This window comes from Immundisolibacter sp. (assembly GCF_041625615.1).
GTDB lineage: Bacteria > Pseudomonadota > Gammaproteobacteria > Immundisolibacterales > Immundisolibacteraceae > Immundisolibacter.
On the sequence record NZ_JBFJTF010000051.1, the window covers coordinates 1 to 14,790 of the forward strand.

Annotated in this window: 17 protein-coding genes and 1 riboswitch; of the genes, 11 read left to right on the forward strand and 6 right to left on the reverse strand. The window is 68.2% G+C overall.

Annotated elements, in window-relative coordinates; genetic code table 11:
• Positions 1-129 (forward strand): acyl-CoA dehydrogenase family protein (locus tag ABYX71_RS05765; protein WP_372695566.1); only part of this gene is annotated, 129 nt, incomplete at its 5' end.
• Between the two features lie 96 nt (positions 130-225).
• Here the strand turns inward: ABYX71_RS05765 and ABYX71_RS05770 are convergent.
• From ABYX71_RS05770 to ABYX71_RS05785, 4 genes are all read right to left on the reverse strand, one after another.
• Positions 226-837 carry a hypothetical protein gene (locus ABYX71_RS05770; protein WP_372695551.1) on the reverse strand — a complete coding sequence of 204 codons (612 nt, stop codon included), beginning with the start codon at positions 835-837 and terminating at the stop codon, positions 226-228.
• Between the two features lie 303 nt (positions 838-1,140).
• Positions 1,141-1,773 (reverse strand): DUF6338 family protein, encoded by a 633-nt coding sequence (locus ABYX71_RS05775; protein ID WP_372695552.1) that lies wholly within the window; start codon positions 1,771-1,773, stop codon positions 1,141-1,143.
• Between the two features lie 149 nt (positions 1,774-1,922).
• Positions 1,923-2,165, reverse strand: coding sequence for a hypothetical protein (locus tag ABYX71_RS05780; RefSeq protein WP_372695553.1), 243 nt, complete (start codon positions 2,163-2,165; stop codon positions 1,923-1,925).
• Positions 2,166-2,262: 97 nt separating this feature from the next.
• Entirely contained in the window at positions 2,263-3,276 is a 1,014-nt protein-coding gene (locus tag ABYX71_RS05785) for an NADP-dependent oxidoreductase (protein WP_372695554.1), read from the reverse strand.
• Positions 3,277-3,659: 383 nt separating this feature from the next.
• Here ABYX71_RS05785 and ABYX71_RS05790 point away from each other — a divergent pair, with 383 nt between their 5' ends.
• Positions 3,660-3,941, forward strand: a complete 282-nt coding sequence (locus ABYX71_RS05790) for a DUF427 domain-containing protein (RefSeq protein WP_372695555.1) — start codon at positions 3,660-3,662, stop codon at positions 3,939-3,941.
• 97 nt (positions 3,942-4,038) lie between these two features.
• Here the strand turns inward: ABYX71_RS05790 and ABYX71_RS05795 are convergent, their stop codons facing one another.
• Positions 4,039-4,488: a hypothetical protein gene (locus tag ABYX71_RS05795; protein ID WP_372695556.1), complete on the reverse strand. Its 450-nt coding sequence runs from the start codon at positions 4,486-4,488 to the stop codon at positions 4,039-4,041.
• Positions 4,489-4,878: 390 nt separating this feature from the next.
• A riboswitch (cobalamin riboswitch) is annotated at positions 4,879-5,100 on the forward strand.
• A gap of 120 nt (positions 5,101-5,220) precedes the next feature.
• Between ABYX71_RS05795 and btuB the strand changes: the two genes are divergently transcribed.
• The 5 genes from btuB (at position 5,221) to ABYX71_RS05820 (ending at position 10,463) form a co-directional block, all read left to right on the forward strand.
• Positions 5,221-7,065, forward strand: a complete 1,845-nt coding sequence (btuB, locus tag ABYX71_RS05800) for a TonB-dependent vitamin B12 receptor (protein ID WP_372695557.1) — start codon at positions 5,221-5,223, stop codon at positions 7,063-7,065.
• A gap of 90 nt (positions 7,066-7,155) precedes the next feature.
• Positions 7,156-7,734, forward strand: a complete 579-nt coding sequence (locus ABYX71_RS05805) for a hypothetical protein (RefSeq protein ID WP_372695558.1) — start codon at positions 7,156-7,158, stop codon at positions 7,732-7,734.
• 25 nt (positions 7,735-7,759) lie between these two features.
• The gene (locus ABYX71_RS05810; RefSeq protein ID WP_372695559.1) at positions 7,760-9,055 is read left to right on the forward strand and encodes a cobyrinate a,c-diamide synthase; all 1,296 of its coding nucleotides are present in this window, start codon (positions 7,760-7,762) and stop codon (positions 9,053-9,055) included.
• Positions 9,052-9,855, forward strand: coding sequence for an ABC transporter substrate-binding protein (locus ABYX71_RS05815; RefSeq protein WP_372695560.1), 804 nt, complete (start codon positions 9,052-9,054; stop codon positions 9,853-9,855). The genes ABYX71_RS05810 and ABYX71_RS05815 overlap by 4 nt, the downstream gene beginning before the upstream one ends.
• Complete coding sequence (locus ABYX71_RS05820; RefSeq protein ID WP_372695561.1) at positions 9,852-10,463, forward strand: hypothetical protein; 612 nt, start codon at positions 9,852-9,854, stop codon at positions 10,461-10,463. Before ABYX71_RS05815 ends, ABYX71_RS05820 begins: the two co-directional genes overlap by 4 nt.
• Before the next feature lie 10 nt (positions 10,464-10,473).
• On the opposite strand, the gene ABYX71_RS05825 is transcribed toward ABYX71_RS05820, so the two are convergent.
• Complete coding sequence (locus tag ABYX71_RS05825) at positions 10,474-11,313, reverse strand: 3'-5' exonuclease (protein WP_372695562.1); 840 nt, start codon at positions 11,311-11,313, stop codon at positions 10,474-10,476.
• Between the two features lie 108 nt (positions 11,314-11,421).
• Between ABYX71_RS05825 and ABYX71_RS05830 the strand changes: the two genes are divergently transcribed.
• The 4 genes from ABYX71_RS05830 to ABYX71_RS05845 form a co-directional block, all read left to right on the forward strand.
• Positions 11,422-12,417: a dihydrodipicolinate synthase family protein gene (locus ABYX71_RS05830; protein ID WP_372695563.1), complete on the forward strand. Its 996-nt coding sequence runs from the start codon at positions 11,422-11,424 to the stop codon at positions 12,415-12,417.
• A 75-nt stretch (positions 12,418-12,492) separates the two neighbouring features.
• The gene (locus tag ABYX71_RS05835; RefSeq protein WP_372695564.1) at positions 12,493-13,332 is read left to right on the forward strand and encodes a hypothetical protein; all 840 of its coding nucleotides are present in this window, start codon (positions 12,493-12,495) and stop codon (positions 13,330-13,332) included.
• Positions 13,333-13,471: 139 nt separating this feature from the next.
• Complete coding sequence (locus tag ABYX71_RS05840) at positions 13,472-14,476, forward strand: LLM class flavin-dependent oxidoreductase (RefSeq protein ID WP_372695567.1); 1,005 nt, start codon at positions 13,472-13,474, stop codon at positions 14,474-14,476.
• A 17-nt stretch (positions 14,477-14,493) separates the two neighbouring features.
• Positions 14,494-14,790, forward strand: a 297-nt coding sequence (locus ABYX71_RS05845; RefSeq protein WP_372695565.1) for an MFS transporter, incomplete at its 3' end; no start/stop codon positions are given.

Here is a 14,790-nt window from a genome sequence, read left to right on the forward strand (position 1 = left end):
GCCTACGGCTACGCCAGCGAATTCCCCATGGAACGCTACGTGCGCGACTCGCTGGCGCTGCCCATCTTCGGCGGCTCGTCGGCCATCCAGCGCAACAACATCGTCAATTGGCTGGGGTTGCCGAAGTAGAGTTCGGCGGAGGACAGCGACGACGCCAGATAGCAGACAGCATCTGGTAGATACTACTACCGCTGCGGTTCGCGCCTAATCGCACCCTACGTGGGCTCATGAAACCTCCTCCAGTGAAACCACCTTTGTTCTACTGTCAACACTGTCCCGTAAGATGCAAAAGAATCCTCGACCGGCAATTGCGATGAAGTGGCGCTCCATAAGGCGCTCTACTCGCGCTAGGTCATCCCACAGGCTAGCTTCGTGCTGCTCGCAAAAAGCCATACGGTCTTTGGAGACATACGGATTCAACTCGTGCAGCCAGCGATGCAAACGTTGGTAAATAGCGACGAGCTCTTGGTGAGTGACACGACGGTCAGGCTGACCCTCAACGACCAATGCAACTCCACCACTTCGACGCTCCGAATCGTTCGCTTTACGAAGTATGCTGGGACTTGGAAATGTCTCGATATTCTTCGACGCAAGACGATTCAGGATCACCTTGGCATTCCATTGACCCTTGGCGTCTCGGGGAACTTGCTTCCGCCCTTGCTCGGTAGCGACCAAGCAACCGAAGGCGATTCCCTCAACGATCTTCCGACCATGGAACGCAGCAGCTTCGGCGCGAGCAAATGCCGCGCCTTGAGATGCCGCGAGAACCGCAACGGCATCCAAACGATCACGCACGACAGACATCAAGCTTTCATACAACTGCTCCGGCGTCTCCATATGGGGCCTGGCCTTACAAGGGCGGTTAAACCACTGAGCGCGCCGTAAGGTGGGCAAATGCCGTAAGGCCGTGCCCGCGCGGAATTACGAATCACAGCCCATAACGCACCTTGCCGCGTTCCTCTTCACGTGGGCACGCTTCGCTTTGCCCACCCTACGGCTCGCTAGTCATTTTTTCGCGGCGGTGGCGGCGGTGGCGGCGGCGGGGCTGGTTTCAGGTGCGTCGGCGGAGCAGGATTGACGCTAGCTCCAGTGCTGGAGCCACGTCTACCTGTATCGGGCGGCGGTAACGGCGGGGGCGGATTAGGAGCTTTTCGGCTCATCGTGATTCTCCCAAAATTTGTCCAAAAATTCGACCCACTTTACATCTTCGACACTCAAGAGAACCGATTCTACGCCCGTAATTGGCTTCTCAACGGTTTTCCCGTCCTCTTGTATGAGCCAGGATGGCTGAGAGAGAATAAATTGCCCGCGTTTCGGATCGGATGGCCACTCGATCGGCCACCCATATAGGCGCCGGTCGTCTTTAAGATGAAGAACGATGTAGGTCACGTTCTTCGAAAACGCTCCAAACCACTCAGATGGGAAAGAAGTTTCTCTTGTAATTCCAGCGCGTCTCGCGAAACGATGGAATCCATCATGATTAGCGAAATAGGCGAAAATGCCGCCGATTAGAACTGCTGTAATCGTCGCGCAAACGAGTTCTGAGTCGCTGTTCCATGGCATAATGCTCCAGCTTTGCCCGACCCAGAGAAGTGCAAACTTTTCGAAAAAGACGATCGCTTGGGTGATTAGCGTGAAAATCAGTGCCTGAATCACCCTTTCGAACTGATCTGGCTTTGGATGCGAAGTGAGCCCGTAGAAAATCCATGCCGCGAGGAAGCCTGGCAAGAGGTATTGTGCTAACGCGATCGTCTCGTTGGCGATAGTGCCCATTCTGAATTTTTAACGCGAGGTAAATACCAAATGGTGCGGAAACTGGTTGACTGGCTCAAATATATCTTGGAGGCGCACCGCCAGAGTGCTCAAATTTCTTAAGCCGCAAGTTTTGAGCTCCATCCGGCATGATTCATCTTCGCGCTCGCCTACGTGTCGACATATCTAGGATGACGAAAGCCGAGTATGCCGCAAGCCGGCTTCAAACTCGCATTTCCCAATAGCACGACCGACACCACGGGCGCCAACGCATCCTGCGGCACGATGACCGATGCCGCGCGGCAGCGATGCGAGGCCGGGGCCAGCCCCGGCTCGGCGCCACGGGTCTGATTGGCGCGGACGGCGTCGAGCAGCAGGCGGCGCGCGGCTGTGATGCCGTTGTCGCTCGGCAACAGGTGCCTGCGCGCCACTTGCAACGTCGCGCAGCCCTTTATTGACCGACATCGACACCCCCTGCTCGGCTGGCCACGGCGGCGCCGCCCGCCCCGGCTACTGGGAAAGGTCTATCACCCGCTTGCCGCGCGCGTGGCCGGTCTGGCCGTCGGTAAAGGCACGGGCGATGTCGTCGAGCGCATACACCTGCCCGACCTGCGCCTTCACGGCGCCGCTTTCGAGCAGCCGGGCGATGTGCTGCAGGTGCTCGGGGCGCGGCTGCGCGAACACCATCGACACCCGTCGGCGGCCGTCGCGGCGCGCCTGCCAGCGCAGGCGCATCACGTCCATGAGGCCGCCGAACAGCCACCAGCGCTTGCCGTAACGGGCGGCGAGTTCTTCCATGGAGCGTCCGCCGCTGCCGGTGGTCAGGAACACCCCGCCGGGTTTCAGACACGGCAGGTAGCGGCGCGCGTCCAGATCGCCGTAGGCGTCGAACACCACGTCCAGGTCACGCAGCTGCGTCGCGCAGTCGGTGGCCGCGTAGTCGTACACCGCGTCGGCGCCAAGCCCGCGCACGAAGTCGAGATTGGCCGCCCCGGCACTCGCCAGCACCTGCGCGCCCACCGAGCGCGCGTACTGCACCGCAAAACTGCCGACGCCGCCGGCGCCCGCACTCACGAACACGCGCTGCCCGGCCACCAGGCGCGCGCCACGGGCGAGCGCTTCGAGTGCCGTCACGCCGACCAGCGCGGCACTCGCCGCCTCCTGATGGCTCACGTTGGCGGGCTTGTGGACAAAGCGTTTGGCGGGCGCCGTTACCAGCTGCGCAAACGTGTGCCCCACCCCGCCGCTGACGAGCCCGAACACGGCGTCGCCGGGCTTGAAGTCGGCCACGCCATCGCCCACCGCTTCGACCACACCCGAGCAGTCGCTGCCCGGGATCATGGGCATGCGCTGGCCGGGAATCAGCCGGAAATACCCGGCGCAGACCTTCCAGTCGATGGGGTTCAGGCTCGCCGCGTGCACGCGCACGCGGATCTGCCCGCGCCGTGGCGGCGGCGCGTCCGCCACCTGCGCCACGCGCAATCGGTCCGCCCCGCCATAGCCATCCAGTACTGCTGCTCGCACGGCTTTCTCTCCCCTCGATAGGCCCGCCGGGCGGGCACGTGCCGATTTTCGTCACGGCGCGGAGCGCCGCTGACAAAGGTCCTCGTACGGGGGCTCGCCGCGCCCCCAATGCACCTGCAATGCCGGTGACACATCGCAAGCGGCCGGCGACGCCCGCGGCCTGCAATCGGCTGCAAACATACCGCGCCTGGGCCGTGGCGGCATCGCGCCCGGGGCATCCGCGCCCGGGCGGGAACCGGAGTACTGTTGACGCTGGCGTGGTCGGCGGCAACACACCGACCACCCCGTGCGCAAGCTCAGGTAAGTTGGCTGACACCTGACAGGGCGTGTCACGTGCCCTTCGCCGGCCACCCGGCGCGCCCCACACCCCGAGGAGAACTGCCATGAAAGCCATCTGGAACGGTGCCGTCATCGCGCAATCCACGGACACCGTGGTCGTCGAGGGCAATCACTACTTCCCCGCCGACGCGGTCGACCGCCGCCTGCTGCGCGACAGCACCACCACCTCGCAATGCCCGTGGAAGGGCACGGCGCACTACTACACCGTACAGGTGGACGATGCCCGCAACGAGGACGCCGCCTGGTACTACCCCGACCCGAAACCCGCGGCGGCGGAAATCGCCGGCCACGTGGCCTTCTGGAAGGGTGTGCAGATCACGGACTGACGCGCCTGCAACTGCTGTAGCGCCGGACACAGAGCGGCGCCACCACGCACCGGCGCACACCGCACCGGAAAACACCGGCACCGTTCCGCGCGCGTCGTCATTCCTGCCGTGGAACGCTGTCGGCCTTACCCGTCCGCTCACGCTCCAGCCTTTTCTCCTGCACTTGCACATAGGCAGACGCGCCAAAGTAGAACGCGACCACCACCCCGACGATGGACGTGAAGCTGGCCAGCATCGTCTGCGTGATCGGCAGAAGCGCGTTCGGGCCCTGGGTCATGAAGGCCACCAACCCGACGAGAACCAGATAAACCGTCACGACCGACGCGGTGATTGCCATTCGCATGCCACCCCTTTCGATCGCCCAGTCTCCCCCCTTGGCGTGGCAGGCCATGAGAAAGCCGAAGTACGTCACAAGCGCCACGCTGATAACCACGAGGTTCAGAAAAACAGCATCACCGTCGTGGTATTTCCATACCGCCAGCCCGACGAAAACGACAAGAACATCCAGCATCCCGATCACGAAGAGCCAGGCGAGTGTGTGTTTCATCTTGAGTACCCGTCGATGCTTGCTGTGTCACGGCCAGGACATCCCCACCGCAGGACAGCGCTCGGGGAACCCGCCCGGCCTGCCCGAAATGCCGGGCATCACGCCGTGTTGTGCTGGCGCCCACGGCTGAGGTCCGTTTCCGGAAACCGAAGACCGGCCGCCATGCCGGCACCGGCAGCGCGGCAACGCCACCGGCTGCCCGCGGGGACGAGGCCAGTGTAGGAAACCCCCGACGCGCATTGTTGCTTGCCTGCGATTTCCCGTCGCTGGCGTGCTGTCCGTGCCGGCAACACGCGGCGTCGGCATCGATGCCAGTAACAGCCCCGCGACACCGCTGGCCTGTTGACGGCAATTGACACCCGCCGGCGTCACCCCCTACGATCCGCGCCGCTTCGTGGTGTCCCCGAGGGCGTTCGCCCAGGGGATGAAACGGGAAGCCGGTGCGGCCGGGTCGTGATCATCGACCCGTCCAATGCCGGCGCTGCCCCCGCAACGGTAAGCGAGTGAAGCTGCGGCGACACGCCACTGTGCCATCGGCACGGGAAGGTGCCGCAGCCGGGGTCCATACCCCCCTCGCAAGCCCGGAGACCGGCCCGAAGCAATGGTTCGGCACCGCGGTGGGCGGTGCACCGGAACGGTCGCGCCCGTGCCCGACCCTGCCGTGTGTCTGCCCCTGCCCTGCCGGTTCTTGCCACTTGCTACTCGCGCGGTTGGGCGCGAGCCGGAGCAGTCATGACACACCTTCGCACCGCCGGCCTGCTGGCCGGACTGTCCCTGTTTGCCAGCGCGCCACAGGCCGCCGGCGACGATCCGCTGACCATCAACGTCACCGCCGCCCGCACGCCGCAGTCCAACGTCGACACGCTGGCCTCGGTGACGGTCATCGACCGCGACGAGATCGAACGCCGCCAGGCCCACTCGGTGCAGGACGCCCTGCGCGGCGTGCCGGGCCTTTCCTTCAGCAACAACGGCGGCCTCGGCAAGGCCACCTCGGTGTTCCTGCGCGGGGCGGAATCGGACCAGGTGCTGGTGCTGGTGGACGGCGTGCGCGTGGGCTCGGCCACGCTCGGCACCACCTCCATCCAGGACATCCCCATCGATCAGGTGGAGCGTATCGAGGTCGTGCGTGGCCCGCGCTCGAGCCTGTACGGCGCCGACGCCATCGGCGGCGTGATCCAGATCTTCACCCGCAAGGGCGGCGGTCCGCTGACGCCACGCCTGAGTCTGGGCGGCGGCAGCCACGGCACGCAGGACTACAGCGCCGGCCTGTCCGGCGGTGGTGAGCGCGGCTGGTTCAGCGTCGGCGCCAGCTACCTGCAGACGCGTGGTTTCAACTCCTGCGCCGGCCGGCCCTTCCCGCCCGGCGGCGGCTGCTTCACCGACGAGCCGGACCACGACGGCTACCGCAACACGGGCGTGGCGGCGCGCGCCGGCTATCGCCTGACCGACACCCTGAGCGCCGAGGCGCATTACCTGCGCGGCGAGGGCGAGAACGAGTACGACGGCAGCGTGTTCTCGTCCAACAGCTCGGACTACACGCAGGACGTGTTCGGTGCCCGCGTGGACTGGCGGGTGCTGTCGGGCTGGCAGATGTCGCTGTCCGGCGGGCGCAGCCGCGACCTGGCCGACGCGTTTCACGACGACAGCTTTCGCAGCACCTTCAACTCGAACCGCTACAGCGCCAGCTGGCTGAACGTGTTCACCATCGGCGCCGCGCAGCGCCTGACGCTGGGCGCCGACTGGCTCGACGACCGCGTCAGCGGCACCACCGACTACGGCCAGGATTCGCGCGACAACGCCGCCGGCTTCGCGCAGTACCAGGGTCAGTTCGGCAGCCACGAGCTGACCGCCGCCGTCCGCCGCGACGACAACCAGCAGTTCGGCGGCCACACCACCGGCTCGCTGGCCTGGGGTTACCGCTTCTCGCCCACGCTGCGGGTAATGGCGTCCTGGGGCAGCGCCTTCAAGGCGCCGACCTTCAACGAGCTGTACTTTCCGTTCTTCGGCAACCCCAGTCTGGAGCCCGAGGAAGCGGACAGCTACGAACTGGGCGTGGCCGGGCAGCACGGCGCCGTCGACTGGTCGCTCAACCTGTACCAGACCGACATCGACGAGCTGATCGGCTTCGACGCCAGCTTCGTGCCGGTCAACATCGACAAGACCCGCATCCGCGGCCTGGAGGCCATCGCCAGCACCCGGCTGGCGGGCTGGGACCTGGCGGCCAACCTGTCCGTGCTGGACCCGGAGAACCGCGGCCAGGATGCCAACCGCGGCAACCAGCTGCCGCGCCGCGCCAAGCTGCTCGGCCGGCTCGATGCCGACCGCGGCCTCGGCGCCTGGCGCATCGGCGCCAGCCTGTACGGCGAGGGCAAGCGTTATGACGACATTGCCAACACCACCGAACTGGGCGGCTACGTGACGTTCGACCTGCGCGCCACCTACGCGCTGACGCGCGACTGGTCGCTGGAAGGCAAGCTCGCCAACGCGCTCGACAAGCACTACCGCACCGCCAACCTGTTCAACCAGGATGGCCGCAACGCCATGCTGACCGTACGCTACGCGCCGCCGGCCCGCTGACGGGCACGGCGCCGGCAAAGCCGTTAGGATCGCGCGGCCGGACGAAACTTCGGGCCGCGCGACACGTTCGCCACCTTCAGGATTTCACCGATGCACACGTTGCCCCTGTCCCGTCCCCTGCCGAGCGGCCTGCTGCTGGCGGCCCTGATGCTGGCCACGCGCAGCCACCATTTCGCCTCCCCGCTGCACCTGCCGGATGCCTCCTGGGCGGTGTTCTTCCTGGCCGGAGCGCTGCTGCCGGGCTGGCGGCCGCTGGCCGGCCTGCTGGGGCTGGCGGCCGTCATCGACTACGTGGCCATCGCCTTCGGCGGGGTCAGCGCCTTTTGCGTGAGCCCGGCCTACGCGGCGCTGGTGCCGGCCTACGGCGCGCTGTACGCCGCCGGGCGCTGGTACGCCCGCCGCCACCGCCCGGCGGCCTCCAGCCTGCTGCCGTTCGCCGGCGCGGCACTGACCGGCACCGCAGTGTGCGAGCTGCTGTCCAGCGGCGCGTTCTACGTCTTCTCCGGCCGCTTTGCCGAGCCCACCCTGGCGCAGTTCGGCGAACGTCTGCTGCGCTATTTCCCGCTGGCGCTGGAAGGCATGGCGCTGTACCTGGGCGCGGCGCTGGTGGTGGCGGCCGTCGTCCTGGCCGTGGGCGGCAGCCGCGCGGCGGCGTCCGCCTCGCGCTGACCGCAACCGCGCGTCCCCGGCCGGCGTGACCCGACACTGCCCGGCCCTGCTGGTCACGGCACCCGCCTCCGGCCAGGGCAAGACCACCGTCACCGCCGCCCTTGCCTGGCGCCATCGCCAGGCCGGCCGGCGGGTGCGGGTATTCAAGTGCGGGCCGGACTTTCTGGACCCGCAGATTCTCGAACGCGCCAGCGGCGCGCCGGTCCATACCGTCGACCTCTGGATGTGCGGCGAGGCCGACATCGCCGCCCGCCTGCATGCCGCCGCGGCACAGGCGCAGCTGATCCTGATCGAGGGCGTGATGGGCCTGCACGACGGCACGCCTTCGACAGCCGACCTCGCCCGCCGCTTCGGCCTGCCGGTGCTGGCCGTCATCGACGCCGCCGCCATGGCACAGACCTTCGGCGCCCTGGCCCTTGGACTGGCCAGCTACGGCGCCGCAGTGCCGCTGAGCGGCGTGCTGGCCAACGGCGTCGGCAGCCCCGGTCATGCCGACCTGCTGCGCGCCAGCCTGCCGCCGGGTATCGGCTGGTACGGGACGCTGCCGCATGCGGCGGCCGACGCCATACCGGAGCGTCACCTCGGCCTGCTGCAGGCCGACGAGGTGGCGGACCTCGAACACCGTCTCGATCGCCTGGCCGCCGCCCTGCCGCCGGCCGCGGACACGCTGCCGCCGCCGACGCCGTTCCCCGCCGTGGCGCCCGCCCCGCAGCCCGGATTGCCCACCGGCGCGCTGGCCGGCCGGCGCGTGGCCGTGGCGCGGGATGTCGCCTTCGGCTTCATTTACCCGGCCAACCTCGACACCCTGCGGGCGCTGGGCGCGGAGCCGGTGTTCTTCTCGCCGCTGGCCGACCAGCCGGTGCCGCCGGCCGACGCGCTGTGGCTGCCCGGCGGCTACCCGGAGCTGCACGCCGCGCGGCTGGCACGCAACCGGGTGTTCCTGGCTTCGCTGCGTGCCCACCACGCCGCCGGCCGGCCGCTGCTGGCCGAATGCGGCGGCATGATGGTGCTGTTCGACACGCTGACCGACGCCGCCGGCGCAACACACCGCCTGGCCGGCCTGCTGCCGGGCACGGTCGGCATGCGCGGCCAGTTGGCGGCCATCGGCCCGCAGCAGCTCGATTTGCCGGAAGGCCCGCTGCGCGGGCACACGTTTCACCATTCGCAGCTGCACACGCCCCTGACACCGGCCCTGCGTGCCCACGCGCCGGACGGTCGTCCCGGCGAGGCGGTGTACCGCCACGGCCGCCTGACCGCCAGCTACGTGCACGCCTACTTCCCCAGCAACCCAGCGGCCGTGGCCGCGCTGCTGGCGCCATGAGCGGCCGGCACCCGCGGCGCATCGTGTGCCTGACCGAGGAGACCTGCGAAACGCTGTACCGGCTCGGCGAGCAGGACCGCATCGTCGGCATCAGCGGCTTCACGGTGCGCCCGCCACAGGCACGGCGCGAGAAACCCAAGGTGGCCGCCTTTACCAGCGCCAGACTCGACCGCATCCTGGCGCTGGAACCGGATCTGGTGCTCGGCTTCAGCGACCTGCAGGCCGACATCGCCGCCGCGCTGATACGCGCCGGGCTGGCGGTGCATGTGTTCAACCAGCGCTCCGTGGCCGGCATTCTGGACATGATCCAGACCCTCGGCAGCCTGGTGGGCGCCCCCCGGAAGGCGGCCGCGCTGGTGGACGAACTGCAAACCGGCATGGACACCGTGGCGCGGGCCGCGGCCCGGCTGCCGCGCCGCGTGCGGGTGTATTTCGAGGAGTGGGATGCGCCGCTGATCAGCGGCATCGGCTGGGTGTCCGAGCTGATCCACATCGCCGGCGGGGAAGACTGCTTTGCCGACCTGGCGGCGGCGCAGGCGGCCGGCGGGCGGATCATTGCCGATCCCGACGAGGTGGTGCGCCGGTCGCCGGAGCTGATCATCGGCTCGTGGTGCGGCAAGCGGTTCCGGCCGCAGTCCCTGGCCGAGCGGCCCGGCTGGCAGGCCCTGCCGGCGCTGCGCACCGGACAGGTGTTCGAGATCAAGTCCTGCGACATCCTGCAGCCCGGCCCGGCGGCGCTGACCGACGGCCTGCGCCAGCTGCACACCCGCATCGCCGGCTGCGCCGCCCTGGCGTCATGAAGCGCGGGCTGCTGCTGGTCGTCCTGGCCGTGCTGGCCTGGCAGCTGTGGCCATTGCCGGTGCCGGCGGTGAGCCCGCGGCCGCCGGCCGTCGCCCCCGTGGACGGCGATCCTTTCGCCGCGCCGGTGCAGCGCGACCTCGAACACGGCCCGCGCTTCACGGTCAACGGCATCGCCGCCCGGGCACTGGCCGAATACACGGTCAGCGGGCGCGTGCTGTCGGCCACGCGCTATCGCCTCGGCCGCGGCGCGGACCTGGCGCCGGTGGATCTGGCGCTCGGCTGGGGCCGCATGAGTGACCCGCGGGTCATCGACCGGCTGGACATCCACCAGGGCGGACGCTGGTACTTCTGGCGCTACGAGGGCGCACCACCGCTGCCGGTGGACGAGATCACACGCTCCAGTGCCAATGTGCACCTGATTCCGGCAAACCGGGCGGTGGCCAGGGCGCTGCGCCGCGCCGACGCCGGGCAGCGCATCACGCTGCGCGGCTATCTGGTGGAACTGCGTGCCGCCGACGGCTGGCACTGGACGAGCTCGCTGCGCCGCGACGACAGCGGCGACGGCAGCTGCGAGCTGATGTACGTGCAGGCGGTCTCGGACGGCTGACGCCGATCGCTCAGCCGGTGCCGGACAGCGCCTGCCAGGCTTCCAGGAAGGTGGTCAGGTGTGTGCGCCCCTGCGCGATCTCGGTCTGCAGCAGCTCGTGCACGCGCTGCTGCTCCTGCGCGTACTCGCGGTCGTCGAAATGTCCGCCCAGGTGCGCCAGACGCAGCCACACCAGATAGGTGGTCAGCGCGTCACACTCGTTGTAGGCGACGATCCGGTCCAGCTGACCGTCCAGCCACAGGTTGGCCACGGCGTTGCCGTCCACGTCCAGCTTGCCGGGAATGCCCGACAGCACGGCCAGCTCGTGCAGCGACGGCGTGGCCTTGCCCCAGCCGCCGACGATGTCCTTGATGTCGACGTGCGCGTCACCGCGGGCGAAGTAGTCGATGCCCTCCCACGGCTTGTCGGGACGGCGGCAGAACGCCGCCGCCGACAGGCCGTTGACCACCGCCCGCTGCAGCAGGATCTTCAGGTCCGCATTGATCGAGTTGTAGCCGACCAGCTGCGGCCTGTACTCGCCGACAGCGTCGAGAAACGTGCCCACGACGTGGCGCTCCGCGGTCTGGACCGCGTCGCCCACCTCCCGCGGCAGGGCCAGCAGGTGCAGCTGCACGCTGCCGTCACGCCGGCGCTGGCGGGTGACCGCGGCGATCGACACCACCCGGCACACGATGGTCTTCAAAAACGGCATCGGGTCTTGTTCGCTGGCGCCGGCCTGCTGCCACATGTGCGCCAGCACGTCGCGGTCCGGCAGGTCGGCCGGCAGCCCGTACAGCGCGCGGCCGGCCGCCGGATCCGGAACCCACTCGCAGTCGAATGCCCACACCTTGTCGAAAACACTCTTGAACATGCATCACCCGCGCCGACCGGTAAACTGCCCCCTGACCACATGGTCAGTCGGCATTGCCGACCGTAAGCTTACACATCCACTCACTCGTTTGATTTTGAGGAATCCGTCATGGCACGACGTGACCGCCTGACCGTGAACGACGTTCACGGCGCCTGGGCCATCATCCCGACCCCCGCTGTCGACAACGCCGAGGACTGGCGCTGCGAGGACAGCATCGACTACGACCAGGTCGCCCGCGCCGTCGACGGCCTGATCGAGGGCGGCGTCGATGCAATCATGGCCCAGGGCACCTTCGGCGAGGGCGCCACGACCACCTGGGAAGAAAAGAAGAAAATGATGGAGGTGATGGTCGAGACCGCCCGCGGGCGCAAGCCGATCTTCATCGGCGTGACCACCCTGAACACGCGCGACACCATCACGCAGCTGAAGCACGCACGCGACATCGGCGCCGACGGCACCATGCTCGGCCTGCCCATGTGGCAGGTGTGCGACGTGCCGAACGCGGTGCGTTTCTACCGCGACGTGGCCGAAGCCGTGCCGGAAATGGCCATCTGCGTGTATGCCAACCCGGAGGCGTTCAAGTTCCAGTTCCCGACTCCGTTCTGGGCCGGCGTGTCGGAGATTCCGCAGGTCATCACCTGCAAGTACATCCACATCGGCCAGCTGTCGGTGCACACCGCGGTGTCGAAAAAGCGCATCCGCTTCCTGCCGATCGAGTTCGATCACATGGACGCCGCCCGCATCGACCCCGAATTCCATACCGCGTTCTGGTCGCCATGCGCCAACGGTGGCCCGGAGATGACCATCCGCATCCGCGACACCGTGCGCGAGGCCATCAAGACCGGCGACTGGAGCACCGCCCAGCGGGTGTGGGCCGCCGCCGCGCCGGTGATCGGCAGCCTGATGCCGCCCGGCGGCTTCGCCGAGTTCTCGCGCTACAACATCCAGCTCGACAAGGCGCGCAGCAACGCCAGCGGCTGGATGAAGGCCGGCCCCTGCCGTCCGCCGTACCTGACCGCTCCGGCCAACTACCTGGAAGGCGCGGTCAAGGCCGGCAAGGGCTGGGCCGAACTGTGCGCCAAGGTGCGCGCCGGCGAGCTGTAAGCGCCGGCGCATGCCCGCCGCCGGACAGCGGCGGCGGGCATCACCTCACGATAAATAAAGCCAGAGGAGAAACCCATGACCCGCCAACCGAACGCCGGGCAGATCGTCCGCGACACACTGCACATCATGTCCCAGGGCGCCACCGCCCAGCAGTACGTGGTGGACGCGTATCTGGCCAAGCGCAGCCGCGAGCGCGACATCAACTGGGTCGTCATCCAGGCCGCCCGCGAGTACGGCGCCACCAACATGTATGCCGACCGGGCGCGTCTGGCGCTGGGCACCGGCATCAACGTGCGCGAGGCCGACCGCTTCGCCGCCATCATGAAGGAAGAACTCGACCACTACCGGGCCTACATGAACCTGCTGGACCTGACGTTGGGCAAGGGCAAGGAGCCGCCGGACAGCGATTCGTTCCACTACCTCAACGTCGAATTCACCGCGAAGGGCGCCGGCTTCCACGGCGACTCCGGCGCCGTCGTGGCGCGCAAGTGGCCGGAGCACCACCGCTTCATCACGCTGTGGACGAAGATCTACAACGAGCTGCCGGACTGGACCGCGCGCCTGCTGATGACCCAGGGCGAAGGCGGCTCGGTCGGCTGGCACTGGTGCATGAGCAACCTGCCCGGTGACGACGAGTTCCTGCGCCTGGCGGCCAAGCTGGAGAAGACCGTCGTCGAGGACGAAATCTTCCACGGCCCGGAAGAAATCAAGGAACTGGCGGCCGGCCACGACCCGGCCAACGCGCTGTCCTGGGACGAGACGCTGAACCTGGCGCGCGAGATGCGGTACCTGGACGTGCGCGAGCGCAACGAGCAGTTCCTGTACCCGCTCGGCGAAGCGGAACTGGAAACCATCCGCCGCGCCATTTTCGAGGACACCCTGGCGCCGAGCGACATCTACGCCGCGGTGGCCTGAGGGCGTGTGATTTTTTCAGGCTTCAAGGACGGCCAGGGATGGCCGGACGCGCATCCGGCACCCATCAGCCTGATCCACGCGAGCACAGAATGCACCGGATGTGCGTTTCCGAACGAACCGTGAGTACCCGCCCGTGTCGATGATCCCTTTCAGCGTGCTCGATCTGTGCCCGGTGTTCGAGGGCAGCAGCGCCGCCGATGCGCTGCGCAATTCCCTGGACCTGGCGCAGCATGCCGAACAGCTGGGCTACCGGCGTTACTGGCTGGCGGAGCACCACGGCATGCCGGGCATCGCCAGCGCCGCCACGGCGGTGGTCATCGCCCACATCGCCCAGGGCACGCAACGCATCCGCGTCGGTTCGGGCGGCATCATGCTGCCGAACCACGCTCCCCTGGTGATCGCCGAGCAGTTCGGCACGCTGGAGTCGCTGTTTCCCGGGCGCATCGATCTTGGCCTCGGCCGCGCGCCGGGCACCGACCAGGCCACCGCCGCCGCCCTGCGCCGCGACCTGATGACCAGCGCCGAGCGCTTTCCGCAGGACGTGGTCGAGCTGATGCGGCTCCTGGGCCACGGCCCGGCACCGGACGCGATACAGGCGGTGCCAGGGGCCGGACTCCGGACACCGGTGTGGATTCTCGGCTCCAGCCTGTTCGGCGCCCAGCTGGCGGCGGCGCTGGGGCTGCCGTATGCCTTCGCCTCGCATTTCGCGCCGCAGGCGCTGATGCAGGCGATCGACGTCTACCGCAGCCAGTTCCGGCCGTCCGAGCAACTCGACCGCCCCCACCTGATGCTCGGCTTCAGCGTCTACGCGGCCGACGATGACGCCACCGGCGAGCTGCTGGCCAGTTCCATGCAGCAGGCCTTCATCGCCCTGCGCACCGGCCGGCCGGACAAGATTCCGGCGCCGGTGCCCGGCTATCTGGACCAGCTGCCGGCGGCCTGGCGCGCCATGCTGGAGGAATCCATGTCCTGCTCGGCCATCGGTGGGCCGCAGCGCGTGCGCGAGCAGATTGCCGCCTTCATCGCCCGCACCGGCGCCGACGAGCTGATGATCAGCAGCCCCATCCACGACCCTGCCGCGCGTCGGGCCAGCTACACCATCGCCGCCGAAGTCCGCGAACAGCTGGCGGCTGCCGGCGGCTGAGCGCAAACCGCACGCCCATGCCAGCATCCACCACCGCCGGCGCCCCGGCCACCCTGCAGGCACAGCTCGACGCGCGACCGGTATCGGCCCTGCAGTGGCGGGTGATCGGCCTGTGCTGGCTGGTGAACGCACTCGACGGCTTCGACCTGCTGGCCATCTCGTTCGCGGCGCCGGCCATCGCCTCGGCCTGGCAGCTCGACCCGCAGACCCTCGGCCTGGTGTTCAGCAGCGGCCTGCTGGGCATGACCGCCGGCTCGCTGGTTCTGGGGCCGGCCGCCGACCGCATCGGCCGTCGCCGCATGATCCTGCTGGCC